Origin of the sequence: Peribacillus simplex (assembly GCF_900156045.1) — a bacterium.
Classification (GTDB): Bacteria; Bacillota; Bacilli; order Bacillales; family DSM-1321; genus Peribacillus; species Peribacillus simplex_D.
This window is the reverse complement of the sequence record NZ_FTMX01000002.1, coordinates 279,944-306,304: the sequence shown is the minus strand read 5'-3', so window position 1 is coordinate 306,304 and position 26,361 is coordinate 279,944. Positions and strand designations below refer to the sequence as shown.

General features: G+C 40.9%; 31 protein-coding genes. 21 read left to right on the top strand and 10 right to left on the bottom strand.

Going from position 1 to position 26,361, the window contains the following annotated elements:
- Positions 1–129: 129 nt before the first annotated feature.
- The gene (locus BW986_RS08050) at positions 130–1,170 is read left to right on the top strand and encodes a YkvI family membrane protein (RefSeq protein ID WP_076366848.1); all 1,041 of its coding nucleotides are present in this window, start codon (positions 130–132) and stop codon (positions 1,168–1,170) included.
- A gap of 49 nt (positions 1,171–1,219) precedes the next feature.
- Here the strand turns inward: BW986_RS08050 and BW986_RS08045 are convergent, their stop codons facing one another.
- Positions 1,220–1,846: a hypothetical protein gene (locus BW986_RS08045; RefSeq protein WP_076366846.1), complete on the bottom strand. Its 627-nt coding sequence runs from the start codon at positions 1,844–1,846 to the stop codon at positions 1,220–1,222.
- 199 nt (positions 1,847–2,045) lie between these two features.
- Positions 2,046–2,222 carry a YkvS family protein gene (locus tag BW986_RS08040; protein WP_064505160.1) on the bottom strand — a complete coding sequence of 59 codons (177 nt, stop codon included), beginning with the start codon at positions 2,220–2,222 and terminating at the stop codon, positions 2,046–2,048.
- A 453-nt stretch (positions 2,223–2,675) separates the two neighbouring features.
- Between BW986_RS08040 and BW986_RS08035 the strand changes: the two genes are divergently transcribed.
- Positions 2,676–2,870, top strand: a complete 195-nt coding sequence (locus BW986_RS08035; protein ID WP_076366844.1) for a hypothetical protein — start codon at positions 2,676–2,678, stop codon at positions 2,868–2,870.
- A gap of 45 nt (positions 2,871–2,915) precedes the next feature.
- Here BW986_RS08035 and BW986_RS08030 read toward each other — a convergent pair whose 3' ends face one another.
- Both BW986_RS08030 and BW986_RS08020 read right to left on the bottom strand, forming a co-directional pair.
- Complete coding sequence (locus tag BW986_RS08030; RefSeq protein WP_076366842.1) at positions 2,916–3,404, bottom strand: sigma-70 family RNA polymerase sigma factor; 489 nt, start codon at positions 3,402–3,404, stop codon at positions 2,916–2,918.
- Between the two features lie 633 nt (positions 3,405–4,037).
- Positions 4,038–4,856 (bottom strand): thermonuclease family protein, encoded by an 819-nt coding sequence (locus BW986_RS08020; RefSeq protein WP_142244551.1) that lies wholly within the window; start codon positions 4,854–4,856, stop codon positions 4,038–4,040.
- Positions 4,857–5,044: 188 nt separating this feature from the next.
- On the opposite strand from BW986_RS08020, the gene BW986_RS08015 reads away from it, so the two are divergent.
- From BW986_RS08015 to BW986_RS07985, 7 genes are all read left to right on the top strand, one after another.
- The gene (locus BW986_RS08015; protein WP_076367917.1) at positions 5,045–5,674 is read left to right on the top strand and encodes an ABC transporter ATP-binding protein; all 630 of its coding nucleotides are present in this window, start codon (positions 5,045–5,047) and stop codon (positions 5,672–5,674) included.
- A complete protein-coding gene (locus BW986_RS08010) occupies positions 5,674–6,459 on the top strand; it encodes an ABC transporter permease (protein ID WP_076366838.1) in 786 nt (261 codons plus the stop codon). The genes BW986_RS08015 and BW986_RS08010 overlap by 1 nt, the downstream gene beginning before the upstream one ends.
- 212 nt (positions 6,460–6,671) lie before the next feature.
- Positions 6,672–6,938: a phosphocarrier protein HPr gene (locus BW986_RS08005; RefSeq protein ID WP_076366836.1), complete on the top strand. Its 267-nt coding sequence runs from the start codon at positions 6,672–6,674 to the stop codon at positions 6,936–6,938.
- Complete coding sequence (ptsP, locus tag BW986_RS08000) at positions 6,938–8,656, top strand: phosphoenolpyruvate--protein phosphotransferase (RefSeq protein ID WP_076366834.1); 1,719 nt, start codon at positions 6,938–6,940, stop codon at positions 8,654–8,656. The genes BW986_RS08005 and ptsP overlap by 1 nt, the downstream gene beginning before the upstream one ends.
- A gap of 323 nt (positions 8,657–8,979) precedes the next feature.
- Entirely contained in the window at positions 8,980–9,765 is a 786-nt protein-coding gene (locus BW986_RS07995) for an SDR family oxidoreductase (RefSeq protein ID WP_076366832.1), read from the top strand.
- 6 nt (positions 9,766–9,771) lie between these two features.
- Complete coding sequence (locus BW986_RS07990; RefSeq protein ID WP_260320785.1) at positions 9,772–10,674, top strand: NAD(P)-dependent oxidoreductase; 903 nt, start codon at positions 9,772–9,774, stop codon at positions 10,672–10,674.
- Between the two features lie 65 nt (positions 10,675–10,739).
- Positions 10,740–11,105, top strand: coding sequence for a hypothetical protein (locus tag BW986_RS07985; protein ID WP_034314117.1), 366 nt, complete (start codon positions 10,740–10,742; stop codon positions 11,103–11,105).
- Between the two features lie 87 nt (positions 11,106–11,192).
- Here the strand turns inward: BW986_RS07985 and BW986_RS07980 are convergent, their stop codons facing one another.
- Positions 11,193–12,341: an aminotransferase A gene (locus BW986_RS07980; RefSeq protein WP_076366828.1), complete on the bottom strand. Its 1,149-nt coding sequence runs from the start codon at positions 12,339–12,341 to the stop codon at positions 11,193–11,195.
- Positions 12,342–12,488: 147 nt separating this feature from the next.
- Between BW986_RS07980 and corA the strand changes: the two genes are divergently transcribed.
- Together corA and BW986_RS07970 are read left to right on the top strand one after the other, a co-directional pair.
- On the top strand, positions 12,489–13,472 hold the full coding sequence (gene corA, locus BW986_RS07975; protein ID WP_179086025.1) for a magnesium/cobalt transporter CorA: 984 nt from the start codon (positions 12,489–12,491) through the stop codon (positions 13,470–13,472).
- A gap of 271 nt (positions 13,473–13,743) precedes the next feature.
- Positions 13,744–14,649 carry a chemotaxis protein gene (locus BW986_RS07970; protein ID WP_076366826.1) on the top strand — a complete coding sequence of 302 codons (906 nt, stop codon included), beginning with the start codon at positions 13,744–13,746 and terminating at the stop codon, positions 14,647–14,649.
- Positions 14,650–14,704: 55 nt separating this feature from the next.
- Here the strand turns inward: BW986_RS07970 and BW986_RS07965 are convergent, their stop codons facing one another.
- On the bottom strand, positions 14,705–15,211 hold the full coding sequence (locus tag BW986_RS07965) for a YkyB family protein (protein WP_076366824.1): 507 nt from the start codon (positions 15,209–15,211) through the stop codon (positions 14,705–14,707).
- Between the two features lie 292 nt (positions 15,212–15,503).
- Complete coding sequence (locus BW986_RS30075; RefSeq protein WP_076366822.1) at positions 15,504–15,857, bottom strand: hypothetical protein; 354 nt, start codon at positions 15,855–15,857, stop codon at positions 15,504–15,506.
- 117 nt (positions 15,858–15,974) lie between these two features.
- On the opposite strand from BW986_RS30075, the gene BW986_RS07955 reads away from it, so the two are divergent.
- The gene (locus BW986_RS07955) at positions 15,975–16,355 is read left to right on the top strand and encodes a fluoride efflux transporter FluC (protein WP_076366820.1); all 381 of its coding nucleotides are present in this window, start codon (positions 15,975–15,977) and stop codon (positions 16,353–16,355) included.
- Positions 16,352–16,714 carry a fluoride efflux transporter CrcB gene (gene crcB / locus BW986_RS31200; protein WP_081395540.1) on the top strand — a complete coding sequence of 121 codons (363 nt, stop codon included), beginning with the start codon at positions 16,352–16,354 and terminating at the stop codon, positions 16,712–16,714. The genes BW986_RS07955 and crcB overlap by 4 nt, the downstream gene beginning before the upstream one ends.
- Before the next feature lie 172 nt (positions 16,715–16,886).
- Here the strand turns inward: crcB and BW986_RS07945 are convergent, their stop codons facing one another.
- Entirely contained in the window at positions 16,887–17,750 is an 864-nt protein-coding gene (locus tag BW986_RS07945) for a metallophosphoesterase (RefSeq protein WP_076366818.1), read from the bottom strand.
- A gap of 160 nt (positions 17,751–17,910) precedes the next feature.
- Between BW986_RS07945 and BW986_RS07940 the strand changes: the two genes are divergently transcribed.
- The 4 genes from BW986_RS07940 (at position 17,911) to BW986_RS07925 (ending at position 22,134) form a co-directional block, all read left to right on the top strand.
- Positions 17,911–19,770, top strand: coding sequence for an SLC13 family permease (locus tag BW986_RS07940; protein ID WP_081395539.1), 1,860 nt, complete (start codon positions 17,911–17,913; stop codon positions 19,768–19,770).
- A gap of 189 nt (positions 19,771–19,959) precedes the next feature.
- On the top strand, positions 19,960–21,165 hold the full coding sequence (locus BW986_RS07935; protein WP_076366814.1) for an EAL domain-containing protein: 1,206 nt from the start codon (positions 19,960–19,962) through the stop codon (positions 21,163–21,165).
- A 74-nt stretch (positions 21,166–21,239) separates the two neighbouring features.
- Positions 21,240–21,467: a hypothetical protein gene (locus tag BW986_RS07930; RefSeq protein ID WP_076366812.1), complete on the top strand. Its 228-nt coding sequence runs from the start codon at positions 21,240–21,242 to the stop codon at positions 21,465–21,467.
- Positions 21,468–21,648: 181 nt separating this feature from the next.
- Complete coding sequence (locus BW986_RS07925; protein WP_076366810.1) at positions 21,649–22,134, top strand: DUF3993 domain-containing protein; 486 nt, start codon at positions 21,649–21,651, stop codon at positions 22,132–22,134.
- 78 nt (positions 22,135–22,212) lie between these two features.
- On the opposite strand, the gene BW986_RS07920 is transcribed toward BW986_RS07925, so the two are convergent.
- Together BW986_RS07920 and BW986_RS07915 are read right to left on the bottom strand one after the other, a co-directional pair.
- Complete coding sequence (locus BW986_RS07920; protein WP_076366808.1) at positions 22,213–22,446, bottom strand: glutaredoxin family protein; 234 nt, start codon at positions 22,444–22,446, stop codon at positions 22,213–22,215.
- An 89-nt stretch (positions 22,447–22,535) separates the two neighbouring features.
- The gene (locus BW986_RS07915) at positions 22,536–23,495 is read right to left on the bottom strand and encodes an MBL fold metallo-hydrolase (RefSeq protein WP_076366806.1); all 960 of its coding nucleotides are present in this window, start codon (positions 23,493–23,495) and stop codon (positions 22,536–22,538) included.
- A gap of 183 nt (positions 23,496–23,678) precedes the next feature.
- On the opposite strand from BW986_RS07915, the gene BW986_RS07910 reads away from it, so the two are divergent.
- The 4 genes from BW986_RS07910 to BW986_RS07900 all read left to right on the top strand — a co-directional run bounded on the left by BW986_RS07910 (position 23,679) and on the right by BW986_RS07900 (position 26,357).
- Positions 23,679–23,918 (top strand): YkuJ family protein, encoded by a 240-nt coding sequence (locus tag BW986_RS07910; RefSeq protein ID WP_034314086.1) that lies wholly within the window; start codon positions 23,679–23,681, stop codon positions 23,916–23,918.
- A gap of 96 nt (positions 23,919–24,014) precedes the next feature.
- On the top strand, positions 24,015–24,161 hold the full coding sequence (locus BW986_RS30070) for a hypothetical protein (protein ID WP_098371146.1): 147 nt from the start codon (positions 24,015–24,017) through the stop codon (positions 24,159–24,161).
- Positions 24,162–24,283: 122 nt separating this feature from the next.
- Positions 24,284–24,724 carry a cyclic-di-AMP-binding protein CbpB gene (gene cbpB / locus BW986_RS07905; RefSeq protein ID WP_063232001.1) on the top strand — a complete coding sequence of 147 codons (441 nt, stop codon included), beginning with the start codon at positions 24,284–24,286 and terminating at the stop codon, positions 24,722–24,724.
- Positions 24,725–24,851: 127 nt separating this feature from the next.
- Positions 24,852–26,357 (top strand): MDR family MFS transporter, encoded by a 1,506-nt coding sequence (locus tag BW986_RS07900; protein WP_260320783.1) that lies wholly within the window; start codon positions 24,852–24,854, stop codon positions 26,355–26,357.
- The last annotated feature ends 4 nt before the right edge of the window (positions 26,358–26,361 follow it).

Below are 26,361 nucleotides of genomic sequence, written 5' to 3'. Positions count from 1 at the left end.
CATAGGGAGTTTCTGACTTCACAAATGAGAGAATGTTAGCACAGGAAAAAACAGCCGACGAAAGGAATATTGCTCGGCTTGTCTTAAATCTCTCTTCCTTACATATAAATGTAGGGAGGAGGGGAGAGCATGCTGTCAAGGTGGTCAGGGAGTTTTCAGATTGCAGCAGTTTATGTAGGCACAGTCGTCGGTGCAGGATTTGCAACTGGAAAAGAGATTGTCGAGTTTTTTACCCGTTATGGCTTTTATGGCTTTATCGGGATTTTAATAGCAGGTTATATTTTCATTTTCACTGGGACGAAAATCATGCTCATTTCCACAAGGATAAGAGCATCTTCTTATGAGGAGTTCAATCAATTTCTTTTTGGGAGGAAAGTAGCGGGAATCATCAACTTCTTTTTCCTTATCATGCTGCTAGGGGTGACGGCTGTCATGATTTCGGGTTCAGGAGCCGTTTTTGAAGAACAACTTGGCGTGCCCAAAAGTATAGGAAGCTGGTCTACGATCATACTGGCATCCTTGGTCCTGATGATGGGCATGCGCGGTGTTTTCACTGTGAACTCTTTTGTTGTACCAATCATGATCTGCTTTAGTTTGATCCTTTTTTTCTCGACTTTGGATAATGGGGATTTCCTTAAGACACTTACAAAAGTTCCAGATGAAGTGATCACCGTGAAAATGATTTTGTCACCATTTGCCTATACAGCCTTTAACCTTGCTTTGGCACAGGCTGTGCTGGTTCCGGTTGCGTATGAAGTTCGAGATGAGAAGGTCATTAAACATGGTGCAATTCTTGGTGGGATATTCCTGACGATCATTTTATTGACGGGGCATTTTTCGCTGATGACACTTCCTGACGTGAATAGATATGAAATTCCTTCAGCGGTTATTATGAGAACGGCAGCCAGTCAGTTATATTGGATGTTCATTTTGGTGATTTACGGGGAGATATTCACTTCGGTCATCGGAAACATATATGGTTTACAGAGGCAAATCAGCAATTATATTAAATTGCCAAGCATGTTGATCATAGCGGTGATTTTTTTAATAGCTTTGATCATCAGTGAATTCGGATATGGAAGGTTACTAGGATATATTTATCCGGTTTTTGGATACATAAGCCTCCTTTTTTTAATATTGGTCTGGAAAAGCAAGGCGGGGAAGGAGTGAAGAACGGAGGGACTGCCCTTTGCCCTCCGTATCCGGGTATAATGAATGTTCACCTTTTCATCAGCGTCTTAGCCATCTCTAGAAAAGCATCCCGGTAATCTCTATCTTTTTTCGTGAATATAGTTAAGCGGAAGGGTGATTTTTCATCCTTGAGCAATATGGAAGTGATCACATCATCGCTTTTTTTCACTTCAAAGCCTGTTCCGCCCTCGACATCAAGTGAAGGATCGTTAATTGTTTCCGAAATGCTCTTCAGCTGGGCTTGAACATTTTTTTCCACCTCATCCCAATTGACATCCGCCTTCAACAATTCGATTCTCATATAAATGGAGTCATCTTCAGTCAGGAACACAATATCCTTTCCTGGTTCTTCGGCACTTAACCTGAATTGTTGCAAAACATAAAGGCTGAACGGTTGATTATCACTTTTTTTTAGGAAAGCTGTTTTTTCTTTTGCTTCCCCGTTAATTGTATACTGCAGGTTTTGCTCCATCAGTCTTACTTTGTTATCATTTCGGTCTTTGTGATTATCTCCTTGAGAAGTATTGCCTTCGTTCCCCTCTTTTACTGAGTCTTCCTGTGGCTTATCTGCATTTTCGTCTGTGGTCGTACCGCAGCCAGTCAGAAGAAAAGCGGCGAATGTAACACAGCCAATATAACGTGTCCAACTAGTCATGTTTTCCCTCATCTTTCTGATTGAAATTCCAATCTGAATTTGGATATACCTGCATCACATACAGGTGTGTTGCCCTTTAATGAATTAGACGGAATGAAGTGGAAATGGTTACAAAAAGCGGGAGAATCAATTCGCAAGTTTGCGATAAAGTGAAAAACGGGATGGTCATCTAGTAACCATCCCGTTTGAGTACATTGAATTATCCTATGATTTTATAATTTTTATGGTTGACGACGGTTTTCTGTTCAAGTTCCAAATCACGATAATTTTCCATATACGTGACGTCCACGATTACTGAGTTCTCGTTCACTTTCTCGACGATTCCTTTTAAGCCTTCTCTAAATTCAATGATATTTCCAACTTCCGCTTTCTTCATGGTAATCATCCTTTCCCATTTTGTTTCCAATGATCAAAAAGTAACTATGGAGTAATTGGATTATTCGAACATCTTGCGGTTTAGATTTTGACGTGGGAAGTGCTAGTAAGAGAAAAAGTTATCTCTTATGTCGGTACAGTAAGCTAAACTTTTAAAGGAAGGTACGATTTCTTGTAATGGAGCAGCTGTAATGATATGGCTTAATTTGGTAAATGTTGCGAACGCAGTTATACGTACCAGTATGTAATTCTATGTACAATAAATGCCAATCATTTTACAGTATGATATTTTACTATACAGTTTGCACTATTTTAAAGCATTCGTAAAGAAATATGTAGCAGTGGACATCAAAAAGTTCTGGAATTATATTAAGTGGCAAGCTTATGTTAAAATAAAAACGGAATTTCTCCTGTAGAAATGATAGAACATTTGATAATTAAGGAGGATAATCTTATGAATCCAGAAGAAGCAAAAGATGTACTCGATAAACTGGCAAATCGGGAAATGGATGAATTCAGGATAACAAAAGAAGAATTTTTACCTTTTCGTGAGGTTCTTGTTAAAAGGGAAGACTTTAAACATTTTCGGGGGAATGCTCAACATAACGGTGTGATAATTTATACGTATTTAGAAGAAGCGAGAAGTTAATGTATATTTTTGGGGGGTGGCTCATGATTGAGCCACCCTTATTCATTATCGAAAAATCAATTGTTTCCTTAATTTATTTAAAGCGGACCTTCTCCATGATTTGACGGCTGCGGTAGTAACTTGATATACCTCAGCAATTTCAGTCACCGTTTTATTCTCCAAGTACGTCTGTAAAAGCCAGCGTTGCTGATTCAGTGTCAATCCATCCGTGTAGGTTAAGATATTATCGATGGCAAAGGCCTCATCGTGTATTGAAAGTGGATCTTTAATGTCTAGTATGAAGGAATCAAATGGTTCGGTGTGGGCTTCATATTTATGGTGGTGCTTTAATTCGTTCAGAATTTTGCCTTTGATTACCGTAAAGGCATAGTTGGAGAACTGACCGTATTCCTCATCGAATTTCCCATATGACTCCCATAAAGCAATCAATCCTATTTGAAAATATTCTTCCTTATTTTTATAGATGGAAAGTGAGCGGATGATATGATGGATCATCGGCGTGAATTCAGACGTTAGTGCTGAGAAATCTTCCATTAAGCAAGCAACCTTTAGAAAGTGCACTTTCCTGTATTCCCGGGTGCTTCTAACATAAATAAATCGTTCGGCTAAAGCCAATTGGCATAACGGGTAAATGGAAGGAATAAAAAGTGGGTTTTAACGGGATTAACGACGAACTTATTAAAAGGAAAAGGAAGATTCAATTGAACTTAAAAGAGGGAGGGCCAAATGAAAAACACATCCTTAGATTGGATGTGCCAAAACCATTCAATACTTCTTCATTTAATGTAAATCCATATATCATGGGGAGGTATTCAGTTTGTCGACAAAAGGGATTTCTGTAATCATTTAAACGATTATTTGAGGGTTTGTAAAAGGAACGTTGATTTCCACTCCAGGCACTCGCTTTCGGCGGGCGGTCCGGGAGCCTCCTCGGCGCTTTTTCGCCTGTGGGGTCTCCCTTGGACGCGCTTTTCCCGCAGGAGTCTCGTACCATCCGTTCCAATCAACTGGACTCATCACAAACCAAGTTTGAGACCAGCTTATCTTCAATGGTTTTTCTGTGATCAAGCCGGAGCTTTTTAAATACAAACGGATCTCTTTTAAGTTCCCATATACGTTCTTAATTGCGATTTCCGAAGCGGGCATACTATGTAAACATTGTATTTGTTAACTTTGCGATTTTCGGAATCCAGCATCCTGTGCGTCTTGTTCGGTACAAAACATTTCTTCCGGTTTGGTTATTTCGTAATATTGGCCCGAAGGAATGTGATATATTTTGTTGCCTTTAGAGTTTATATTCCCTTTAATTTGCGGGTTACTGCATGATGCAGTTGGCATTTCCACTGAAGCTTCCATGGACTTCGAATCATCAAACCCCTTTGAGGTTGCATAGTTTTCAATTGACCAAATACCGATTTCGTCTTTTTGGGCTTGTTTCTGAATACTTTCCAATTCATCTAGATATTTCGTGTTCGGTGCATAAACATAGGCTACCCTGGCCAGTCCTTTTTCAAGCAGGAGTTTATTCACCATTTTACCGTCAACATAAAAATAGGCCAGCAGCCTGCCATACTTATCTCTTTCACCTATGCCGGTTTCTACTTCCACTTCAGAACCCGCTGGCATTAGTTCCTTGGTGAATTTACTTGCTTCAGGTCCAAAGGGCTGAACTGGCTTGGATGGGTGGACGGTTTCTGGAGTATCTACCAAAAGGAGCCTGACCGTTTCTTCATTTCCATTAGCCATTTTGATTTTTACTGTATCTCCGTCTACAACTTTAATGATCTCGGCTGTGAATGTCTTGCCTTTTTCTTCATTTGAAGAACCCGCACTGGATCGGATGTCTTCGTTGGAAATTGACTCTTCCTGTTTGGATTGATTAATTAGGTTATCTGATGCAACTTGGCAGCCAGACAACGTGATCAGGCAAAGTGCAGTCAGGAGAAAAACATTCAGATAAGATTGTATTAAGGAATTTCCGTTCATGATAAGTCCCTCCATTTATTTAGGTGTTTTCCACGTCCGTCATGGATATATTCGGCAGGAATAATACTAACCGATAAAAAAGGGAAAGAAAATGAAAATCATTGAAATTTTTTCATGCATCGCTACCTCATATCGTGATAGTTTCTTATAATGATATGGTGGAGCAAGGGAGGCAGGCGTGTAAAATGATATTTAGGCTTGAAAATATTAGGTATAAAGGGATTTTGAAAATTGATGATTTGAGAATATCTGCTTGTATGGTTACTTGCTTGACCGGGGAAAGCGGTGCAGGGAAAACCTCACTGCTCCGATTATTGAACAGGATGGATGACCCGGATAGCGGTTCGATCTATTATCAGGATCAGTTGCTGGATGAATTCAACCCGATAGAGCTCCGGCGTAAAGTCACAATGCTTTCTCAGTCACCGTTCACTTTACCGGGTACGATTGAAGAAAACCTTCAGATTGGCCTGGAATTGACAGAACGGAAAAAAAAGGATAAAGCCGAATTGGTTAAAGCACTTGAAACCGTCCAGTTGCAGAAGCCTTTAGACGAAGGGGCGGAGAATCTTTCGGGCGGGGAGAAACAGAGGCTGGCACTGGCGAGGTTACTTTTATTGAAACCTGAGGTGTATTTACTGGATGAGCCGACTTCAGCTCTTGATGAAGAAGCCGAGCTGACGGTCATGAGCCGTTTTTTAGAAGAAGTGAAGCGGGAAAAAGGAACAGTCATCATGATAACCCATTCAAAACAACTTGCGGAAATATGTGCTGAAAAGAGGATCGTTCTGAAAAAGGCAAAGGAGGGTGACTATTAATGGAAGCGAATGGGATAATAGATATTGAGTTCTGGCGTCTCTGTGCAGCCTACGTCTTTGTAGTAATTCTGCTCATAATCGTGAAATGGCGGGGGATTTCACGGGAAAAGCAAATCATGCTCGCTACGGTACGGATGACGGTGCAGCTCATTCTCGCCGGATATGTTCTGACATATATCTTTGAAAATCCCCACCCTTTACTTTCTTTAGGATTTTTATGTGCGATGGCCCTGTTTTCCATCCATAATATTTTTAAGCAAGTGCCTTATACAATTAATAAGAAAATCAAAAGGATGGTTATCCTAAGTATGTTGTCAGGACCCATGGCGGCCTTGTTTTATTTTAATGTGGTTGTCATCCATTTCACGCCGTGGTATGAGCCGAGGTATTTCATTCCAATTGCAGGGATGATCGTTGGGAATGCCATGACTGGAGTGACATTGGCGCTTAAAAACCTTCATGATGGGATTAGCAGTAATCGTGAAAAGGTGGAAGCGATGTTGATGCTTGGAGCGACTCCAGCGAGAGCTGTGAAGAAATATGTGGATGCTGCATTCGACTCCGCAGTGCTCCCGACTTTGAACAATATGCTCGGGATGGGGATTATCTTCCTTCCAGGAATGATGACAGGGCAAATCCTGTCGGGGATTAGCCCGCTCATCGCTATTGAATACCAGATTGCGATAATAATCGGGATTCTCGGAAGTGTTTCATTAACGGTGGTACTTTTCATTATGCTGAGTTTCAGGGCATTTTTTACCAAAAATGCACAGTTATCCATTTAATCATTGAAGAATCTGAAAAGTAATAGTTGCAGTTCCATCTATATTTTTGTACTATTTTGTAGGTACCAATAGTTTTGGTTTGTTTGTTGGGAATGATAATGCTATCCTGATAAGGAAAAGGGTATTTCTTTTTTCATTTCTTTTCTGAGTGGATGGAGACCCCCCTTACATAACCTATTTTTGTTAATTTATCTTAAAGGAGATTGATTTATATGGTAGAAAAAACATTTACAGTAACTGCAGAAACAGGAATTCACGCTCGTCCGGCTACATTGCTTGTACAAGCTGCAGGAAAATTTGATTCAGAAATAAACCTTTCTTATAAAGAGAAAAAAGTGAACCTTAAGTCCATTATGGGTGTAATGTCACTGGGTATTGGCCAAGGTGCGGAAATTACGATTTCTGCTGAAGGAAGCGATGAAAATGATGCACTAAATACACTTGCTGAAACGTTGAACAGAGAAGGATTAGCAGAATAATGTCCACTTTGATTAGTGGAATAGCAGCTTCAAACGGAATAGCCATCGCTAAAGCCTATCGACTGACAGAGCCAGATTTATCGATTGAAAAAAGAAGCATAGAAGATGTCGGGGCGGAAATATCCCGTTTTAAGGAAGCTATTCAAAAGTCAACAAATGAATTGGAGATTATCAGGGATAAAGCCGAAAAGGATTTAGGGGCCGATAAAGCCGCTATCTTTGACGCACACCTTCTTGTTTTGGCTGATCCGGAACTTATAACTCCCGTTCAGGATAAAATTCAATCAGAAAGCGTCAACGCTGAGTTTTCCTTAAATGAAACCGCAAGCATGTTCATTACGATGTTTGAACAAATGGATAATGAATACATGAAGGAACGGGCAGCGGATATCCGTGACGTGACGAAACGGGTGCTGTCGCATCTTTTAGGTGTTCATATTCCAAATCCAAGCATGATTGCTGAAGAAGTGATCATCATTGCGGAGGATTTGACTCCATCCGATACAGCACAGTTGAATCCGGCATACGTCAAAGGATTTACGACCGATATCGGTGGACGGACATCCCATTCAGCCATAATGGCACGTTCATTGGAAATTCCAGCAGTCGTTGGAGCAAAATCAGTGACCTCGTCCATTGAAAATGGTGACTTGGTCATTATTGACGGGCTAAAAGGTGAAGTGCACATAAATCCTACTCCTGAACTCGTGAAACGCTACGAAGAGGAGCAGGAAGCCTATGCCATGCAAAAGGCTGAGTGGGCTAAACTGGTTCATGAACAAACTGTTACAAATGATGGCCATCATGTGGAATTGGCTGCAAATATTGGTACTCCAAAAGATCTGGATGGCGTTCATCAAAATGGCGGAGAAGGCATCGGGTTATATCGTACGGAATTTCTTTATATGGGCAGAAATGACTTTCCAAGTGAAGAAGAGCAGTTCGAGGCATACAAAGCGGTGCTGGAAGGCATGTCAGGTAAGCCTGTAGTCGTCAGAACGCTTGATATTGGCGGAGACAAGGAGTTGCCTTATTTAGAGCTTCCTAAGGAAATGAATCCTTTTCTTGGATACCGTGCGATTCGCCTTTGCTTAAATGAGCAGGAGATTTTCCGGACTCAGCTCCGTGCCCTGCTTCGCGCAAGCATTTATGGGGATTTGAAAATCATGTTCCCGATGATCGCCACACTAGCTGAATTCCGCGAGGCTAAAGCCGTCTTGGCTGAAGTTAGGCAGGAATTGCTTGATAATGGCATTCAAGTTGCCGAAAAAATTGAAGTCGGAATTATGGTTGAAATCCCTTCAACTGCAGTGATGGCTGATATATTTGCTAAGGAAGTCGATTTCTTCAGCATAGGCACTAACGACTTGATTCAGTATACGATGGCCGCTGACCGAATGAATGAGAGAGTATCTTATTTATATCAACCATATAACCCAGCGATTTTACGCCTGGTTAAAATGGTCATAGATGCCGCTCATAAAGAAGGGAAATGGGCCGGGATGTGCGGGGAAATGGCTGGAGATGAAATTGCCATACCGATTTTGATCGGATTGGGTCTTGATGAATTCTCAATGAGTGCCACTTCGATTTTAAAAGCACGTTCTTTAATTAGCCAACTTTCGCTTGAAGAGATGAAAAAACTATCTCAGGAAGTTTTAGAGTTGGATACGAATGATAATGTGAAAGAAGCGGTAATTAACGCTTTGAAGAAATAGAAAAAATGAGGAAAAACGGCACCCCATCCACAGAATCTCCGGATGGGGTGCTTTCCTGTAATTTTTGCTTGGACATTCAAGAAAAAATGTTTATTGCACCAAAATCGGGGTAAATAAAAAGCAAGCACAGTTGTTTAGCTCTATTAGGGCAGCTGACATTCTCATTTCCCCCTTTGATGCCGGTTGGGTTATCCAACCGGCAATTTTTTTTTGTGACCGCAAGATATAAAAAATCACAAGAATGATTATTCAGATTTTTCACTTTTCGAATATGGCGATATAATGGAATTATAGATTAGAGAATATGGAGGTCATGATAAAATATGGAATTACATTTGGAAAAGAAAAATGCTTTGATCTTAGCCTCAAGTCAAGGTTTGGGGAAGGCCATGGCAGCTGAATTGGTTAAAGAAGGCGCAAATGTCATGCTAGCCAGCCGTGATGGAGAAAAGCTTGCCGCCGTGCAAAGGGAAATATCACAGCTTGGGGCGGGTAAAGTTGCTTATATGGTAACGGATATAACAAAAGCTGAAGATATTAAAAGCTTGGTTAGGCAAACTGCTGAAGAGTTCGGAGGTATCGATATTCTTATTAATAACGCCGGAGGTCCTCCAGGGGGTTCATTTACAGATTTCAATGACGAAGAATGGCAACAATCTTTCGAACTTAATTTACTAAGCTTCATAAGGACGATCCGCGAGAGCTTGCCACATTTAAAAAAACAGGGCGGGAAAATCGTTAATATCGCTTCTTCATCCATTAAGGAACCGATTCCGGGATTGATCCTATCGAATACATTCCGGACTGCAATCGTTGGATTGTCAAAGACGTTAGCTTCAGAATTAGCACCAGACCGGATATTGATCAATACAGTTGGACCAGGAAGAATCGCAACGGACCGTGTTCAGCACCTTGATAAATTGAATGCAGAGAAACAAGGCGTCACTCCTGAGGAGATGACTGAACAATCCATTAACAAAATCCCTCTTGGCCGTTATGGGGAACCCGAGGAATTTGCAAAGTTCGTTACTTTCCTTGTTTCAGGTGCCAATACATATTTAACGGGGCAGTCCTACTTAGTTGACGGAGGAATGATAAAGTCCATTTAAGGATTTTTGAAACAAAATGATTGGGAGGAATCTGAAGTGATGCAATCGAACAAAGTGATCGGCTTCATAGGTTTAGGAGTTATGGGAAAAAGTATGGCCGCAAATCTCCTTAAGGCGGGATATGAGGTATTTGTTTATACAAGGACGAAAGATAAGGCAAGTGAACTGCTCTCACAGGGCGCGAAGTGGGCATCTGCACCAAAGGAAATTGCTCAGAAAGCTAATGTGATCATTTCCATGGTAGGATACCCTAGTGATGTGGAAGAAATCTATCTTGGGGAAAATGGGCTTATCGAGAACGGGAAACAAGGAACCCATTTAATCGATATGACGACCTCCACTCCGACTTTGGCAGTGAAAATAGCGGAGGAAGCCAAGAAAAGAGGCATGGAATCATTGGATGCACCGGTTTCCGGAGGAGATATCGGTGCCCGTGATGCAAAGCTTACGATCATGGTCGGCGGTTCTAGTGAGGCATTTGAAGCGGTCAGGCCCATTTTTGATATCATTGGCAGCAATGTTGTCCATCAAGGCCCGGCTGGTTCGGGACAGCATACGAAAATGTGCAATCAAATCGCCATTGCATCTAATATGATCGGAGTGACTGAAGCGATTTCCTATGCCCAAAAGGCGGGGTTGGATCCGGAACGGGTATTAAGAAGCATATCATCGGGTTCTGCCGGAAGCTGGTCACTGTCCAATCTTGTGCCGCGGATGGTTGAAGGGGATTTTGAACCTGGTTTTTATATCAAGCATTTTATCAAGGATATGAAGATTGCACTTGATGAAGCGGAAAGAATGGGAATGGACGCTCCTGGATTAAGCCTAAGCAAATCCCTATATGAGGGGCTGGCAGAAGCTGGCGAGGAAAATAGCGGTACACAGGCGTTATATAAACATTATAATTAAGTGCTAGCATTTCTTTACCATGAATAAGCTGATAGCGACAGCCTTTACAAAAAGGAGTGAAAGCTATGGGCGAATTCGATGATATCAATATGAAGTTTCAGGAATTAGAAGATGGTCGATATATTGTAAGGATTGAAGGCTTTAAACGAGAAAAAACCATTCATCAAACAAAGCCCATTCGTTGGGATCTGAAATTAATGAATGAAAGTCCGCTAATCTTGCCGGTGAAATTCAGTCATATCGAAACGAATGCCGGTTTTCAGATCCTGATGCGCGAATTGAAGAGTTTAGGTTTTTCAAAGCCGCGCTCCGCAAAGGAATTTGAAGAAGTGATGGCTGATTTGCTTGGGTCCATCGTTGAAGTGAGCCTTACCACGACAAATAAGGAAGAAGGATATCGGGAAATTCGTTTTTTACGGAGATTGTATTAGTTGACTGGCTTGGTGAAAAACCTCCGGTAGCCTGACATCTTTGAAAAATAGGAAAGTGGCCTTCAATTGAAGGCCACTTTTTTTCGGTTACTTTTTAGCTAAAAAAGCTTCAATACGGTCCAAAGCCTTTTCAAGGGTTTCCATGGAATAGGCATAAGATATCCTGAAGTACCCTTCGCCAAGGGGAGAGAAGGCATCTCCAGGGACCACTGCCACTTTTTCCTGTTGAACAAGCTTGAGGCAAAAATCAAGGGAAGAGTCATAGCCCTCAGGCAGCTTTATAAAGAAGTAAAAGGCGCCATTCGGTTTGACTATTTCCAGTTCCATCGCTTGTAAGCGACTGAATACGTATTCCCGTCTCCGTGCATACTCAGTCTTCATGGGAATGGCATCATCCCTGCCTGCCGTCAATGCTGCCAAGGCAGCCCTCTGCGATACGGAGGCGGCACAAGTTACATTGTATTGATGAACCTTCAGGATATGCTGAGAGATGGCTGCAGGCGCAAACAGAAGGCCAATCCTCCACCCGGTCATGGAATGGGACTTGGACAATCCGTTCAGGACGATGGTTTGTTCTTTTAAGAAAGTGGCAATCGAAACATGCTCCTGATCGAATACCAGTTCACTGTATATCTCATCAGCCAATATGAATATGTCCTTGCCCCTTACAAGTTCGGCAATATCCAATAATTCTTCGGCAGATAATGTAACCCCGGTCGGATTCGATGGATAGGGCAGAACGATGCACCGTGTTTGATCAGTTATGTACTTTTCAATTATATCTGCAGTCAAACGAAATCCATTTTTTGTTGTATCGGCATAAACAGGAGTTGCACCGCACATCTTAATGATGGGTTCATATCCCGGATATACGGGACCCGGTAATATGACTTCGTTCCCTGGGATGAGAATCGTCCGAAAGGTAATGTCTATGCCTTCGCTGGCACCAGAAGTCACTAGGACTTCATTGGCTGGATCATAGCTAAGCTTGTATTTATCCTTGACATATTTTGAAGCGGCTTCCCTTAATTCCAGATAGCCGGCATTGTGAGTATAAACGGTATAGTCATTATCGATGGCTTGTTTTGCCGCTTCTTTAATATGCATTGGAGTTGGAAAGTCAGGCTGTCCTATCGTTAAGGAAATGGTGCCTTCGATATCAGCCACCATATTGTAGAATTTACGGATTCCTGATATTTGAACGTCTTTTACTAGAGGGTTTATTAAATGTTCCACTATGAATATCCTCCCTTTTCTAACTACATGAATTATGTACTATGTTTGACTCATTCATTCTATTTTATCATTTAGTTTGGATGGGGGAGAAAACTTTTTGAGATTGATGAATTAAAGGTATAATGTATGATAAGAAAATTTTGAGGGTTGATATATTTGATAAGGACTTGTTCAATTACTTCTAATCAAGAAATCAGTTTTGATTTACCGCTTACGGAAATGAATAATCCGGATATCGAGTGGTTCTGGGTGGATTTTTCCAACCCCACAAACAAGGAAATCGAACTTTTATCCAATCATTTTCACTTTCACCCGCTGGCAATTGAAGACTGCCTGGATGATTTTAATCAACGTCCCAAAATGGATTTTTATGAGGGCTACCAATTTCTTGTGATACATGCTCTAAGGGAGAAGGTATTTAAGGCAGTGGAATTGGATATGTTTGTTGGTGAAAAATGGATAGTCAGTTTTCATAAGGAAGAGATGCTTGAACTGGAAAAGGTACGGGAAGAAATTGCTGGTAATAAAATGTTGAAGCAAAGTCCCTTTTTCTTGATGCATAGGATAATTGACAGGATCGTCGATGAATTCTTCCCACCGGTTTATAAAATTGAAAGCGAATTGGGTAGCATTGAGGAAAATACTGAAAATGACACGATTAACGAATTGATGGATCAGCTTTTCGATTTACGTACAGATATGTCCAGGCTCCGTCGGACCATATTGCCGATGCGTGATTTATTGTACAGAATGATTTCATCGGAGCGACTGAATTACTTGAAAGATCAGCATCTTTATTTTAATGATGTGTACGATCATCTTCTTAAATTGACTGAAATGCTTGAATCCTATCGAGATTTTTCGTCCGATATCCGAGATAGTTATTTGTCTGTGAACTCTAATAATATGAATTCAACGATGATGACATTGACTGTCATCACTACCATTTTCATGCCGCTGACCTTCATAGTTGGCGTATATGGGATGAATTTTGAATATATGCCGGAATTAAATTGGCATTATGGCTATTTCCTCATTCTTGGAATGATGGGCGGAATTGCCTTGATGATGTTTCTATTCTTTGTTAAAAAAGGTTGGCTCAATCCTAAGAATAGGTCGCGAAAGAGATGAAATGAACCAACTGGCCGAGACAGGCCCTTTACGATCGATATGATGGGCGGAATGGCAGTGGTTAAAAATGAACTTGGAAAAAGGGGGGACTCTGATGGGTCCCTTTTTAGTTTGGCTTCAATAGATAATCACTTCTTGATCCTTTTTTTATCTGTGCTCTAAACAAAAGAAATATTTAACCGAATTATTAGGTATGAGTTCATTGATAAAACCATGAAATTTTTCGTGGGAATTATGAAATGAAAAAGTAAGAGAAGGGCGAGATGACACATTGGAAGCAAATAAAGGAATATTACTGGAAAGTGGCACGAATGAGCTTGAGATAGTTGAATTCGGTCTCGGAAAGAATAAATTCGGCATTAACGTAATCAAGGTGAAGGAAATCATTAATCCTGTCCCCATCACGCTTGTCCCTCATTCCCATCCAAATGTGGAGGGGATCATCGAGCTTCGCGGAGAAGTCCTGCCAGTTGTGAATGTCGCGGATGCTTTAGGGTTTCCGCCATCTGAAACTCCTGAGCAGGATAAATACATAGTGGCTGAATTCAATCAGCAAAAAGTGGTTTTCCATGTCCATACCGTAACACAGATTCACCGTATTTCCTGGTCCCAAATCGAAAAGCCTTCGGATATGTATCAAGGCCTGGAAAGTCAGATTATCGGAGTAATAAAATTAAATAGTGAAATGTTACTATTACTCGATTTTGAAAAGATAGTGGTCGAAATCAATCCAGAATCGGGAATAAACATCCAACAGGTTAAAAAGCTTGGTACCCGGCAAAATTCAGACAAGAGGATCCTGATTGCAGAAGATTCTCCATTACTGAGAAAGCTGCTGTTTGATACATTGTCAGAAGCTGGATTCAAGTACTTGGAGTTTTATGAAAATGGACTTGATGCATTTAATTATCTGGAGAATTTAATCGAATCGGGAAAAGTGGTTGAAGATGAAGTGCAACTGGTGATTACCGATATTGAGATGCCTCAGATGGATGGACATCATTTGACTAGAAGAATAAAGGAAAACGGGGAACTCGCTGGGGTGCCGGTGATTATTTTCTCTTCTTTGATTACTGACAGCCTGCGTCATAAAGGTCAGGTCGTAGGGGCCGACGCACAAATCAGCAAGCCTGAAATTGCAGAGCTTATAAAGTTGATAGACAGAATGGTATTATGAATGTGAAAACGGGCCGATGAGGCGTTACCTCACGGCCCGTTTGGTTTATCAATGATTAATACTTGGAACCTTTTCCTAAAAAGGAGGATGGGAAAGGATTGTGAAAAGGTTGCTTGACCGACCCGCGCCCGTGAGCCCTTTTCTCGGTGTTGGTTGTGTTCGGTTGTTTTTCTCCTGCTTGTCCAACGTAAGATTGCAGGATCTGTTTTGCCTTGGATAATGACAACGCGGCTTTAGGGTTCCGTATGGAGGCTGCCCGGCTGCCGAGGTGGGGTAGTTTTTTCAAATCTTCCTTAGTGGGAGGTAAATGAAAAACATATGATCCGCATTCGACAATGACGTCGGATTGTTGTGCTGCAAAGCGAGGGTTATCAGAGAAATGAAGTCCAATCTTCTTCGCTTTTCCTTCTTGCATAAGCTTGCTTAATGCGAGCCGTTTTAAATTATATAAATTCTTTGGCTCCAATGCAGTCTTTGCATGTTTATTGACAATAAACACGGCTTGGGCAAGGGAGTTTATCGAAAACTCATCCCTTTCAGAATGTCCTTTCGTTTGGTTCATTAGTGGAAACTCCTTTTCTTAATAAGGTTAGAAGGACGTTACAAACAGACTTCCTTCAGTAAAAACCTGTTTTATATATTGGTTGAAATGGAGACGTGTTTGCAACCAGGCAGATAATAGTGAAAAAATAAGGCATGTACATCTCTAAGGGTATGACCATCATTTCCCAACACTTTACCATCTATTCATTTTCATATTATACCACTTCAAAATATATAGGGAAGTAAAATTCAATCGGACTCCCTTTTGGACCAAGAAAAAGAAGGCGTTTATGTCGCCTTCTGTCCAACTCTTATTGTGTGTATATATTGATATTTTCAGATACCGCAGCCTGTGCGCCGAATTGTTGTTGCTGATAACCCTGAAAGCCTTGATAAGGAGGGTACGCTGGATAAGCAGGGTAAGGAGGGTAAGCGGGCGGGTATGGAGGAGGGTATGGATAGACAGGTGGACGGTTATTGAATAGCAACGGTCCAATTGCCAATCCTGCAACAAAAGCTACAGGCGCCAAAAGCGGAAAGAAAGGAAAGAAGCGCTCGTCATTCCAATATTCAGGTCCATATTCATTCCCATATGCATTTCTGTAATCGTTCTGTAGCATAATGGTATGTGGATAGTGGTAGTAAGGAAAATACTGTGTTTGCATAATTTGCCTCCTTTTCTCAAATTCTTTACATAGTATGGATTTTTTTAAGAAAAGAGCCTGTTTCATCTTAATCTGTTATAATGAATCTACTTATGAGAAAAATTTGGGGGGACCTTAATGGATCGGTTTAAAAGCATTTTTGCAGTCGGTTTTGGAGGAGCGGCTGGAGCGATATTGCGATATTGCGTAATCTTGACTGCTGGCCATTCCTTCTTCCCGTTTGGAACCCTCTTAATAAATATAGTAGGCAGCTTTTTACTTGGAATGATCAATGGCTATTTCGCCTCGAAAAAGAAATCGCTTGTTTTTTTAGCGCTGGGCAGCGGGTTTTGTGGCGGTTTCACCACGATGTCCACATTTTCCCAAGAAGTGGTGAATCTACTGCAGGCTTCTCTGGCATTGGCGGGACTGTATATTGGTGCCACGCTTTTTTTGGGTTTGGTTGCTGGTTTCTTCGGACTGGGCCTTTTTGATAGACGGAGAGGTGAGTCCCTTTGATTGAGGTTCTTTCAGTTTTTATAGGGGGCTTTTTTGGAGCGGCCTCAAGATATGTCTTGCAGATTATTTTTAATAGGCTATTGCCAGCCGTCGCAATACCCATTAGCATTTTACTGATTAACCTTATAGGTTCCTTTGGGCTCGGAATGGCGTTGCCACAGAAAGAAAGCTGGTCTTTGTCTTTCCAGGTTTTTCTGACAATAGGTTTCCTGGGGGCTTTTACGACCTTTTCAACATTCAGTATGGAAACACTTGAACTTATTAGGAAACACCGTTATATAGATAGCCTTATCTATATAACGGTGTCTGTTTTAGGGTGTATCGGAACTTTCCTGTGCGGCTATTTAAGCATGGTATAACCTTTATGGCAACTACCATTTGGTACTGGTAAAAAAAACCTGGTTTTCTCAGATATACTTCTAATGCTATAATTCATAGGAGTCCATTACACATGATTTATGGCAACAAGTCGTTTTATTCGCACAGATTTTGTTAAAAAGTCTGGCGGTTTTCCCCTGTATTCTTTTCCAATCATTTTTCGGATTGGAATTCGTAAACAGTCAACTCCGGACGTGAAAGGAAACGATATGGGAGACGGGTTGTGCCAAGCCCTCTATTGACATGTAACGTTAATGAATCGATTTCATACGTGCCTTCACGGTACTTTTCAGCGTATGGGGGAGTTACAAGGGCACCGGCAAAGGGGATTTGTACTTGTCCTCCGTGACTGTGACCGCTTATTTGATACTGGATGTCATAATTCCTAGATGTGTCGGCAAGGTCAGGGGCATGCGAAAGCATAATGGTGAACACTTCTTCAGGGATGCCAGCTAGTGCTTTTTCAAAATCAGGTTTTCCTAGCATTGCATCATCAACCCCGGCAATGACTATTTTTTCAGCGGTTAATAAGGTAATCTTAGTTGAGGTATTTTGCAACATGGTAAATTGGGATTTTTCCATGATATCGCTGTAAATTTCAGAGCCATATCCCCCATGATCATGGTTACCGTAGATGCTGAATTTTCCAAGTGGCGCTTTGAGTTGATTTAAAACTAGAGGTATTTTCTGGAAATCCTTGTATTTATTAGGCTGGTCCATCAAATCTCCGGTAAATAAAATAACATCAGGGTCCAGTTGGTTTATCTTATTGACAATTGCTTGTAAATCTTTAAGCTGAAATTGAAAGCCTAAATGCGTATCACTGAATTGGACCATCTTCATGCCATGAAAACCTTTTGGGATAAGCGGATGGCTGATGATTTTATGCTTGATTTCTAACCATCTGGGTTCCAAATTATGGGCATAAAAGTTTCCGCCAATACCTAAACCGGTTAAGGTAGCCAATGTACCAAGACTTTTCTTTAAGAATGTTCTTCTGGTTATGGTTTTATTCAAATTAATCAACCTATCTAATATAAAAATGTTACTTCCTCATACTAACAAACAATATACATAAAATGAAGAAAATATCTTCTATGAGCATATGAAAAACATGTAAACTGGGGTTTGATGAAACCGTATCCGGTTTGAAATTGAACATCTATACGGAGGTAACATGATGACCGAACCAATGTTTATTACACTGATTATACTTCTTTGCGCGATTGCGCTTTTTATACAAGGGAAATTTCGAGCAGATTTAATTGCACTTAGTGCACTATCCATTCTGGGTTTACTGGGGATTCTTACATTGGATGAGCTAGTGGCCGGTTTTGCGAATCAAGTGGTCATCATGCTGGCTGGGCTATTCATAGTCGGTGCCGGCCTGTTAAATACAGGAATCGTGGAAAAGGCAGGAAATAAGTTGTTGGGTTTATGTGGGGGCAGTGAATGGAAATCGCTGCTTATCGTCATGCTGACAGCAGGAATATTAAGTGCCTTTTTAAGCGGAACAGGGATTGTTTCCATACTGCTTCCGCTCGTTATGAGCATGGCCTTAAAACAAAAAACAAGTCCGACAAGGTATTTATTGCCACTTGCCTATGCAAGCAGTATTGGAGGGCTATTAACACTGACAGGTACTCCCTCAAATATGATCGTTGCTGATGTATTACGACAAAACGGAATAGGGACGTTAGAGTTTTTTGACTTTACACCCGTGGGCTTGATCGCCTTTGCAGCAGGGTTATTCTTCATGTTGACACTCGGACGCCTGTTGCTTCCCGAGAAGACGATTGCCGCGAACAATAGTGTCAAGGGACTGTCGGCAGGGGAGCTTGCAGGCATGTACAAAGTATATGACAGATTGCATTATCTGCATATACCCGCAACTTCCGATATTGTTGGAGAAAGGCTGTCTGACCTCCAGCTTCCTATTCAGTATGAATTGACTTTGATTGAAATACAGCGGAAGCCAAAGGATAAGCAATTACCGCTGTTGCAAAGACAGCTGACGATTTCAGCAAGGGCGGATGAGGTTCTTCATCCTGAAGATATCATTTTGGTGTTTGGAGAAGAAGAAGCAGTTGAGAGATTGGCACTTAACTATGAACTGGAGTTTAAACATTTCAATACCGAACAAATAAAGAAACATTTTCTTAGCAGTAGATTTGGATTGACAGAAATATTGATCGTCCCGAACTCGGATTATGAAAATCAAACCTTGATAGATGTGCATTTTCGTGAGAAATACCAATGTAATGTGCTTGCAATCAATCGGAATGGCGAATATATTCAAGCCGATGTCGGAACGGAACGCCTTAAACCGGGGGATGCAATCCTGATACATGGAGAATGGGAGAACATTGAGAGGATTTCCTCGGATTTACAGGATGTCATCGTTATTGGAAGTACCTCGGAAGATGGCTCTCCGGTCAACTCCAAGGGCAAAGCATGGATTGCCTTGGGAATCACTGCATTGATGATCATTCTATTATCGATGGAGTCCGTCCCTGCCGTACTATCGGTATTGACGGCCGCATTGTTGATGGTGATCACTGGCTGTGTCCGTTCGATGGAGGATGCTTACCAAAAGATTAACTGGGAACCTGTTCTTTTGATTGCCGCCATGTTCGGAATAACGGCTGCATTGGATAATACGGGCGGAGTGAGGATGATAAGTGATTGGCTGGCGGTTTTATTCAGTAATATCGGGGCACACGGCATATTAGCGGTCTTTTACCTCCTGACACTGATCCTGAGCCAATTCATCCCGTATGGAGCCGCGGCGGTAATCATGGCCCCCATTGCACTGACATCTGCGGTGAATCAAGGCATCGACCCCCTTCCTGTGTTTATATGCCTCGCCGTTGCCGGCAGTTTGGCGTTATCGACTCCGAGGGTTGCCACTACCAACGCGCTTGTCATGACGGCGGGTGATTACAAGCATAAAGATTTTATCATGATCGGGATATCCATACAGATCTTCATTGGCGTTATCATGGTGATCACAATCCCATGGTTCTTCCCTTTTTGATAAGACATAAGGCATTGTTCCATTCATGGACAATGCTTTTTCAATGTGTTTCTTTTCAAATGGATTGGATGAATGGGTTCTGAAAAAAGAGTTATGCAGTAGGAATTAAAATTATTTATTATCAATGCAAGAAACTAATGGTATAATTTTGGCATATTGGTGTTTTCGTAATTAGGGGGAAGATGCATCATGGATACAGAAAAGATATTAAAGAATTTAGACAGGGTGACACCATTCTTTCAACCGATTTTCAGTGCAGATCAACATCAGGTAATCGGGTATGAAATTCTGGGGCGCTATGAGGAACAATCGGAATATAAAAGCCTTGGACCTTTTTTTCACGATTCTGCAGTGCCGGAAGAGTATAGGGTGGAAGTGGATAATTACGTACTTGAAATTGCTTTGGAGAGAATAAAAGACTATGGTGAAGATTTTCTTATCTTTATCAACAGAGATCCTAATTTGCTTATGTTGGATCATGGCGAAGAATTCATGGAGATTTTACATCGTCATTTTCAACCGGAGGAAATGCACCGGATCGTGCTGGAATTATCAGACACGATCAGTCCGGATAACTTGGATCCTTTGCAGCATGTGCTTGCTTACTTTAGAACATATGGGATTAAGATAGCTTTAGATCATTTAGGACAAGATACACAATTGGACCGAATCGCACAGATTTCTCCGAATATTTTAAAAGTTAACCTGGACCAGCTTCGCATTTCAGGTGGAGATGCCTATCAGGTCATCCTGTTTTCTCTAAGCATGCTTGCACGAAAAATCGGCGCCAATTTACTATTTGAGAACATTGAATCCGAATACCAGCTTCGTTTTGCATGGAAGAATGGGGGACGATATTATCAAGGGTATTTTTTGGCGAAACCGGAAGGCGAATTCATTAATAAAGATTTACTTCGTGAAAAATTCCATCAAGAATGTCAGTCCTTCATTTCTTTAGAGACCAAGAAGCTTGAAGCCGTTTATCAAAAGACTTTGCAATTCAACGAGAATATGCAAAATTTCTTAAAACAGCAAAAGCGGAACGGCTCCCATGAAGAGTTTCTCGGTATTTTGGCGAAAAAGATGGATTCCGTATGTTTTCGGCTTTATATTTGTGATGAAGAGGGGTATCAAAAATCCCCCAATATCCTACATAAGGATGGGCAATGGTTAGTCCAACCCAGTTATATGAATAAAAATTGGAGCTGGAGACCTTATTTTCTCGAAAATATCGTAAAGATGCGCAATGAGAAAAAAGGAAGACTATCCGATTTATACAGTGATATCGAAACGGGGGAAACGATACGGACCTTTTCATATCCCCTGAATAATAAGGAATACATTTTCTGTGATCTTTCTTATAGTTATTTATATGAAAATGAAGCACTATTATAAAAAACGATTCATGAATATAATCGCTTTAAATGTGTAACGATAAGCAGAAATGATGCGCTTGGAGGAGACATATTTTGAGCACGTACATCTGGATTCTAATCATAATCGTTACAATCATGGCATTATATCTGCTCTTTTATACTTATTCTGTAGCAAGGGCACAGAAAGTGAAGGCCAGATATGATTCGACTCTCGATGATTCAGTTAAAGAACATCCTTATTTAAAGAACCCGGTATTCGTTTCCCTTTTCGTCGGGACGATTTTGGTTGCCGGTTTTATTTTTTACTATGCTTTTCGATAATTCTGAGAAGGAGATTTCAATATCATGAAATCTCCTTTTTTATTGTGAAAAATGGGTAATGGTATCAAGATATCCCGGAGAAATTGATTTTGTAGTTTGGCTTTGATTTTGACGGGTATTGAAAGGCATAGGCAAAAATCAGAACCATTAGGAGAAATTCTATAACAAGGAGATGATTGTAATGAAGAAATATCTAGTTGCATGTCTTGCCAGTATCCTTTTATTTTTAAGTGGAGGGTTCACTGCTTCAGCGGAGGGTTTACATAGAGATGAAGTGCTATCTTTAGTGAAGGATGCCATGGAGAACCAGGGTTCGATCAGTGAGGAAGTACGTACTAAGGAAGCGATTGAAGGGAAGTTGGGTAAACATTTCACGGGTGATTTCATCAAGAAGTTTGTCCAAGCGAATGTAGTGAAAGTCGATGGCGGTTATACCGCTTTTGGATCGGATTTCGCTCCGTATTATATCCCTTTTTTCAGTTACGACAAGAATACGGAAATTGTATATGGGAAAAACGGTGATGTCATTTATGTTCAGGAGGAATTCGGGGACACTGGGGACGGACCGGTATCGATGGAAAAACATGTTGAATCAGTTACTTTGAAAAAGGAAAATGACGTTTGGAAGGTAACGGATGTAAAGTATGAAAGTGATAAAATGAAATAAGGCAAATTTTTCAAAGTTGAAAAATATGGAGCTGAATGAAGAAGTCTAGAGGAGGCCACTGCCTTCTCTAGACTTCTTTTATATATTCAGTTCTTTTTTTATTTCGTCCAATTCAAAACCAACAATGGCTTTCCCATCGATGACGACCGTTGGTGTGGAATAGGCGCCGTATTTATTAGTTAATTCTTTTCGGGCTTGTCCATCTGCTTTAATATCCTTTTCTTTGTAAACGACATTATTATCGTCAAAGAACATTTTCATGATTTTGCAGGGAGGGCAATCAGGTTGGGTATATAGCGTAACGTCTTTCATTTCAATCCTCCATATGCTTTTGGTAAGTTTTATTTTTCATTATAGAGGATGCCAGGACATTTGAATAGGAAAACACCCCAGTACCCGTTCTACTTCGCTTTTTCCTGTTTTACCAGATAGTCAATCAATCCCATGGAACAAACGTTCAGGTCCATGGCGATGATTTCAAAAACAGGATGATCTGTGGTGATTCCTTTTTCGCCTAAATGAAAGGCGACTTCCGTGAAAATATTTTTACTGGTCGCTGCCACTCGTTCCTCAAAGCTCTTATATTCCCTGTATGCCGATTTGGCAGTCGCAACAAATTTAGGCAGCCAGTAATGAAGTTGTTTAAATACCTCGTTAGGGTTTTCAGAAACCCCATAATGGCCAAAATATATACGTTCTACGCCGATGCTCTCATACAAATCCGCTGCTGCAAGCATCGCTTCGGGGTTAAATTGGTTTGGCGATGTGGAAGGTAAGTGAAATTCCAGACCTTCTTCATCGAGTTCACGATAATAGATGCCTACGGTGTCACCTGAAAACATCCCTTTTGATACCGAATCGAATATGCTTAAATGATGGTTTGCGTGTCCGGGAGTGTCATAAAAGGTCAACTTTGAATTATCACTTGTTTGCAGGGATTCCCGATCATGTTTAATCTGCATTCTTTCAAACGGAATAGGTAAAATCGGATCGAAAAGCTTGTTGAATTCTTCACCATAGACTGCTTTGGCCCCAGCAATCAAACGTGTTGGATCTTCTAGATGACGTGCACCTTTTGGATGGACGATCACTTTGGCGTTCGGGCAATGCTGTAAAAAAAGTCCAGCTCCACCTGCATGGTCCAAATGAATATGGGTAAGAATGATATATGTAATATCTTCGAGGGCGATTCCCAAATGTTCGAGCCCCTTCATTAAGTGGGGGATGGAAGGGCTGGCGGAAGTTTCGACTAATGTGATGTCTTCATCGGCAATTACATATGTACCTGTACGATTTCTTCTATCCAAATCAAAACCATCAATCAATGAAATGCGATAACCAAGTTCACTAATGTTTTGCAACAGAATCTACCCCCAAGAAATTTTTCATGTACAAAATCCATTCCTTATTTTATTCTGTTAATAGTGCCATGTAAAGAATGAAGTTTTAAATTATTCTGAATTTATTTCAGCGTGGCTACTGGATAGAAAAGTATGGTATAGTGAAACCTATCGAAAAGGTTTTATTCAGAAAGGAGAGGGAGTATGTCTCAATTACAGGGCATCCTTACCAGATTGAAAAGTCTTCAAGAGCAAGCGAAGGAATCTGAATCTGCTCAACGTTTTTTTGAAATAGATGGTGTGAAAAAGTGCCAGGTTACATATTTCAGCAAAACAGAAATGTTCGAGCTTGAAGTATACAGTGATAAAGGGAAATCATCCAAATATCAATTCGATAATATTGATATGATTACCATTGAAATCTTTGATCTTCTTCAATCTTAAAAAAATCACGAAAAGCCGCCCTCCTTTGGAAGCGGCTTTTTTATTGTGAATGAAGCAGTGAAATTTACACATCTTATTAATTGGAGGGATGTAAAAATGAAAAATCCAATGGTAATATGCCCAGCATGCGGTGAGGAAAGGGAAATGGATAATGTATTAACGGCACAATCCAACCAAAATGTGATTTATCAATGCCCGGAATGCGGTTTTAAACAGGTTAACATCAAAACTAGTAAAGGCTAAAGATCTCTTGTGGAAATCCCGCCGTTTGGGATTTTATTGGTCTAGGAATGAGCCTTTTCTGCTTACATATGTTAAACTATAGAAAGAGCTGTATATAAAAACATATGGTAAGGGGTTTTAACATGATCGGTACTCATGATGGGGATTTATTGGAATCCAGCGTTAAAGACTTAATGATTTCTTCTGAACGCGTGGCCCACGTGCAGGTAACCAATAATTTAGAACATGCACTATTGGTATTAACAAAGAGCGGTTATACGGCCATTCCTGTGTTAGATCCGATGTATAAACTGCATGGTTTAATTAGCACACCAGTCATTCTTGATTCAATCTTGGGACTGGAACGAATTGAATTTGATAATCTTGAGAATAAAAAAGTTTCCGAAATAATGAATATAGAAATACCTCGCCTGCATATTGAAGATACATTGACCAAGGGAGTGGAATTGTTGATTGATCATCCTTTTGTCTGTGTGGAGAATGACGAACATGTATTTGAAGGTATCTTAACGAGAAGAGCAATCCTAAAAAAGGTATTTAAACAAAATACACCCGATAAATAAGTAAGGCATAAAATGATGGTTAACCTCAAGACTCGCCAGTTGGCGAGTTTTCTTGTTTTTACATATTTGATCCAGTTAGTGGTAAAGTCTATAAACAGTAAGGGTCTATTAGGGGAGGATGCTGAAATTGGGCCAAGAAGTGAATAGTGCAAAGGTGCAGAATAAAAAATTGAGACGTCCCTTCATATTAGCCGCCATCATGTTGGCTATGTTTATGAACGCTATAGAAGGAACGATCGTTTCGACGGCAATGCCAGCCATTGTAAGTGATTTAGGCGGTTTTTCACTTTACAGCTGGGTGTTTTCAGGTTATTTGCTAATGAACGCGGTAACAGTCTTGATATATGGAAAGCTATCGGATATTCTCGGGAGAAAACCTGTTTTATTATTTGGAATCATTGTCTTTTTAATTGGCTCCCTTCTTTGCGGCTTTGCAGATTCCATGACGGAACTCATCATATATCGCTTTATACAAGGTTTTGGGGCGGGGGCTGTAGCTCCTGTAGCTTCGACAATTGTTGGTGATATTTATAAAAATGAAGAGAGGGCACGCGTTCAAGGGTATCTATCGAGCGTGTGGGGCATTTCGGCTGTCATGGGGCCAGCTTTGGGCGGCTTGCTTGTTGAATCCCTGACTTGGAAGCTTGTCTTCTGGGTAAATATACCTTTGGGCTTATTGTCTTTTATTGGGATTTGGTTTTTCCTTCATGAAAATATCGAAAAGAAAAAACGTGATATCGATTACCTAGGTGCAACGCTATTGACGTTATCCATATCCACTCTAATGGTGATACTCGTAGAAGGAGGAGTGAAATGGTCATGGGCTTCAGCTCCGGTCATTTCCTTGGCATCAGTGGCCATCATCACCTTCATCTTATTCATTCTTCAGGAAAAGAAAGCGGCCGAACCAATGATGCCATTTGAAATTTGGCAGGAGCGTTCCATTCTGATTGCCAATCTCGTATCCCTGACGACAGGGGTGATGATGATCGGATTATCAAGTTTCCTCCCTACATTCGTTCAGGGCGTGATGGAGCGCTCGCCTACGGTAGCTGGTTTTACATTGACAGCCATGTCTATTGGCTGGCCGATCGCATCAATGGTCTCTGGCAGGTTATTGATGAAAATAGGATTCAAATCAACCTCCCTCCTTGGAGGGTGTTCATTGATTGTTGGGAGCTTGATCCTAGTGTGGATGAAGCCGGAAGCTGGGCCCATCATTGCTGCCATGGGATCCTTCTTTGTCGGTGTAGGCATGGGCTTGACTTCTACCTCATTCATTGTCGTCATTCAAAAAACCGTCAGCTGGGAACGAAGGGGCATTGCGACAGCTTCCAATATGTTCATGCGTAATTTAGGAAATACTGTAGGTGCTGCATTACTTGGAGGAATCATGAATATGAGGCTTCAAGCCTACTTGAACGAGCATGCGCCGGCTGGCTCGGGAGTGACGATAGATACGGCAAATAAACTGTTGAACAGTGAAGAACGCATGTCGCTTCCTGAAAATGTGGTGCATGTATTACAGGAAGGACTTACATTGTCATTACAGACGATTTATCTCATTGTTCTAGTCTTCTCTGTAATCAGCTTCCTGTTACTTACGAGACTAAGAAAGAATAAGAAGGCATAGGGAA

Coding starts and splice junctions, on each gene's coding strand:
- BW986_RS08050 (WP_076366848.1), top strand. CDS start 130: ATGCTGTCAAGGTGGTCAGGGAGTTTTCAGATTGCAGCAGTTTATGTA.
- BW986_RS08045 (WP_076366846.1), bottom strand. CDS start 1,846: ATGACTAGTTGGACACGTTATATTGGCTGTGTTACATTCGCCGCTTTT.
- BW986_RS08040 (WP_064505160.1), bottom strand. CDS start 2,222: ATGAAGAAAGCGGAAGTTGGAAATATCATTGAATTTAGAGAAGGCTTA.
- BW986_RS08035 (WP_076366844.1), top strand. CDS start 2,676: ATGAATCCAGAAGAAGCAAAAGATGTACTCGATAAACTGGCAAATCGG.
- BW986_RS08030 (WP_076366842.1), bottom strand. CDS start 3,404: ATGGAAGATTTCTCAGCACTAACGTCTGAATTCACGCCGATGATCCAT.
- BW986_RS08020 (WP_142244551.1), bottom strand. CDS start 4,856: ATGAACGGAAATTCCTTAATACAATCTTATCTGAATGTTTTTCTCCTG.
- BW986_RS08010 (WP_076366838.1), top strand. CDS start 5,674: ATGGAAGCGAATGGGATAATAGATATTGAGTTCTGGCGTCTCTGTGCA.
- BW986_RS08005 (WP_076366836.1), top strand. CDS start 6,672: ATGGTAGAAAAAACATTTACAGTAACTGCAGAAACAGGAATTCACGCT.
- ptsP (WP_076366834.1), top strand. CDS start 6,938: ATGTCCACTTTGATTAGTGGAATAGCAGCTTCAAACGGAATAGCCATC.
- BW986_RS07995 (WP_076366832.1), top strand. CDS start 8,980: ATGGAATTACATTTGGAAAAGAAAAATGCTTTGATCTTAGCCTCAAGT.
- BW986_RS07985 (WP_034314117.1), top strand. CDS start 10,740: ATGGGCGAATTCGATGATATCAATATGAAGTTTCAGGAATTAGAAGAT.
- BW986_RS07965 (WP_076366824.1), bottom strand. CDS start 15,211: ATGAACCAAACGAAAGGACATTCTGAAAGGGATGAGTTTTCGATAAAC.
- BW986_RS30075 (WP_076366822.1), bottom strand. CDS start 15,857: ATGCAAACACAGTATTTTCCTTACTACCACTATCCACATACCATTATG.
- BW986_RS07955 (WP_076366820.1), top strand. CDS start 15,975: ATGGATCGGTTTAAAAGCATTTTTGCAGTCGGTTTTGGAGGAGCGGCT.
- BW986_RS07940 (WP_081395539.1), top strand. CDS start 17,911: ATGATGACCGAACCAATGTTTATTACACTGATTATACTTCTTTGCGCG.
- BW986_RS07935 (WP_076366814.1), top strand. CDS start 19,960: ATGGATACAGAAAAGATATTAAAGAATTTAGACAGGGTGACACCATTC.
- BW986_RS07925 (WP_076366810.1), top strand. CDS start 21,649: ATGAAGAAATATCTAGTTGCATGTCTTGCCAGTATCCTTTTATTTTTA.
- BW986_RS07920 (WP_076366808.1), bottom strand. CDS start 22,446: ATGAAAGACGTTACGCTATATACCCAACCTGATTGCCCTCCCTGCAAA.
- BW986_RS07910 (WP_034314086.1), top strand. CDS start 23,679: ATGTCTCAATTACAGGGCATCCTTACCAGATTGAAAAGTCTTCAAGAG.
- BW986_RS30070 (WP_098371146.1), top strand. CDS start 24,015: ATGAAAAATCCAATGGTAATATGCCCAGCATGCGGTGAGGAAAGGGAA.
- cbpB (WP_063232001.1), top strand. CDS start 24,284: ATGATCGGTACTCATGATGGGGATTTATTGGAATCCAGCGTTAAAGAC.